We start from the raw sequence: 2762 nt of genomic DNA, 5'->3' as shown, positions 1-2762 counted from the left end.
GCTTCCGCCTTACCGCTCAGGGTCGGCGTCGGGTCATCGGTGGAAGCGCCGGACTTCAGCGGCCCCTGTACGCTGCCCACGTCGTCATAGGCCGAGTCGATGGTCGGCTTGGCCGGCGCGTCGGTGTCGATGGTGAAGTTCCAGTTGCTGCTGGACTCGTTGCCCATCGGATCCTTCGCTACCGCGGTAATGGTATGCGCGCCCTTGCCCAGGTCAACGGTCGGCGTGAAGCTCCAGGTGCCGTCGGACTTGGCCGTGGTGCTGCCCAGCACGTTATCACCGTCTTTAATGGTGACAATGCTGCCCGCCTTCGCCGTACCGGTGATTTCCGGACGGGTATCGTCGGTGACGCCGCCTTTGGCGATGCCGCCGGTGATATCACCCACGTCGTCGATCACCTTGGTGATCGCCACCTGGCCGGGAACCACGTCAACCACCACATTCACATGCTCGCTTTCCGGTCCGGTGTTGCCCGCCGGGTCGGTTACCGTGGTGGTGAAGTCGTGCGCACCGTTGTCCAGCGCCGTATCCGGCGTCCAGCTCCAGTTGCCCTTATCATCCACCTGCGTCGAGCCGATCACCTTACCGTTATCGATAATGTTGACCGTGCTGCCCGGCTCCGCCTTGCCACTGAAGGTCGGGGTGCTGTCATCGGTGGTGTCGCCGGACTTAAGCGGACCTTGGTAATCGCCCACGTCGTCGGTGATCACCAGGCCGGTAGCCGCATCCGGTGCGGTGTTGTCGATGCTGATATTAAAGCCGCCGGTCGGATCGCTGACGCGTCCCACGCCGTCGGTCACGGTGGCGGTGAAGTTATGGTTGCCGTCCTTCAGCGCGGTGCCCGGGGTGAATTCCCAGCCGCCGTTGCTGTCCACGATGGCGGTGCCGATCAGGGCGCCGTTGTCGTAGATGCTGATGGTGCCGCCAACCAGGCCGGAGCCCTTCAGGGTCGGGGTGGTGTCATTGGTGACATCGCCCTTCTGCAGGTAACCGATATGCGGTGCCGCGTCGTCATACACGGTATCCAGCGTCGGCGCCTGCGGCGGAACGGTGGCAACGATAATAACGTACTCGCCGGACGTGGAGGTATTACCCACCAAGTCGGTTTCCTTCGCGGTCAGGGTGTACTTGCCATCCGGCAGCGGCGTGGTCGGTTCCAGCGCCCAGTTACCGGAAGCGTCAACCGTGGTGCTGCCGATAACGGTATCGCCGTTATACACGGTGATCACGTTGCCGGCTTCGGCGCCGGTCCCCTTGATCTGCGGACGGTTGTCGTCGGTAACGTCACCGCTCTTAACAGAGCCGGTGACCGCGCCCACGTCGTCAATCACGTCGGTGATGACCAGCTTGCTGGCATCCGGCGGCGTCACATCCAGCGTCAGTTCGAATTTATCGGACGGATCGCTGGTGTTGCCTGCCTTGTCGGTGGCCGTGACGGTAAATGCGTGCTTACCTTCTGACAACGGCGTGGTCGGCGTGAAGCTCCAGTCGCCATCGACATTCACTTTCACACTGCCCAGCAACTTGTCGCCATCATAAATGTTGACGATGCTGCCGGCTTCCGCCGTACCGCTCAGGGTCGGCGTGGAGTCATCGGTGGAGGCGCCGGACTTCAGGCTGCCCTGCACATTGCCCACGTCGTCATAGACCGCGTCGATAGTCGGCTTGCTCGGTGCAACGGTATCAACCTTGATATCGAAGGCCGGGGAGGTGACTTCATTGCCCGCCGGATCGGTGGAGGTCACGATCAGGCTGTGATCGCCGTCCTTCAGATCCTGCTCAGGCGTGAAGCTCCAGGAGCCGTCCGGTTTCACGGTGGTGGAACCCAATACGGTATCGCCGTCTTTCACGGTCACGGTGCTGCCCGGCTTGCCGCTGCCGGTGATTTCCGGACGCGCGTCGTCGGTCACATCGCCCGGATTCAGCTTACCGGTGATCGGGCCTTCGTTATCAATCACGGAGCCAACGGTTACCTGGTTCGGGTCCGGATCGACCGTGATGGTGATACCCGGACTCGGATCGCTGGTGTTGCCGGCCGGATCGGTGACGGTGGTGGTGATTTCGTGGTCGCCTTTGTCCAGCGGGGTATCCGGCGTGAAGGTCCACTTGCCGTTGTCATCCACCTCAACAGAACCGATCTTCTCACCGTTGTCGTAGATATCAACGGTGCTGCCCGGTTCGGCGGTGCCGCTCAGGGTCGGGGACTGGTCGTCGGTGGTGTCGCCGTCGTTCACTTCACCCTGCTTGTCGCCCACGTCATCGGTGATGACGATGTTCTCAGCCGGCGCCGGGGCCGCGGTGTCGATCACGATCGGGAAGCTGCCGCTGTCTTTGTTGTTGCCGGCAGCGTCAGTCGCGGTGACGGTAAAGCTATAGCTGTTATCAGCCAGCGCGGTGCCCGGCGTGAAGGTCCAGCGACCATTTTCATCAGCCACAACGCTGCCAATAGCCTGGTTGTTAGCGTAAATGGTTACCAGTTCGCCTGCTGCGGCGCTGCCGTTCAGGGTCGGGGTATTATCGTTGGTGGCTTCGCCTTTCTGCAGCGGACCGGTGTGCGGTTCAGCATCATCAACCACGCTGAGGATCGCCGGCAGTTCAGCAACCGGAATAAAGACGTTCACGTCGTAGGACGGCGCCTTGCCTTCCTGACGGTTGCCCGCCGGGTCGCGCGTTTCCAGGGTCAGCTGGTTCATGCCTTCCAGCAGCGGGGTGTCCGGCGTCAGGCTCCACTTGCCGTTTGCATCCACTACCGCAGAGCCGAT

The 2762-nt window shown here is 62.1% G+C and carries 1 protein-coding gene; it reads right to left on the bottom strand.

Annotated elements, in window-relative coordinates; translation table 11 throughout:
* On the bottom strand, positions 1 to 2762 hold a 2762-nt coding region (locus C8D90_RS21880), incomplete at both ends, for an Ig-like domain-containing protein (RefSeq protein WP_196238534.1).

Origin of the sequence: Enterobacillus tribolii, assembly GCF_003363015.1 — a bacterium.
In the GTDB taxonomy this organism is placed as follows: Bacteria; Pseudomonadota; Gammaproteobacteria; order Enterobacterales; family Enterobacteriaceae; genus Enterobacillus; species Enterobacillus tribolii.
This window is presented reverse-complemented; position numbering and strand designations above follow the sequence as displayed.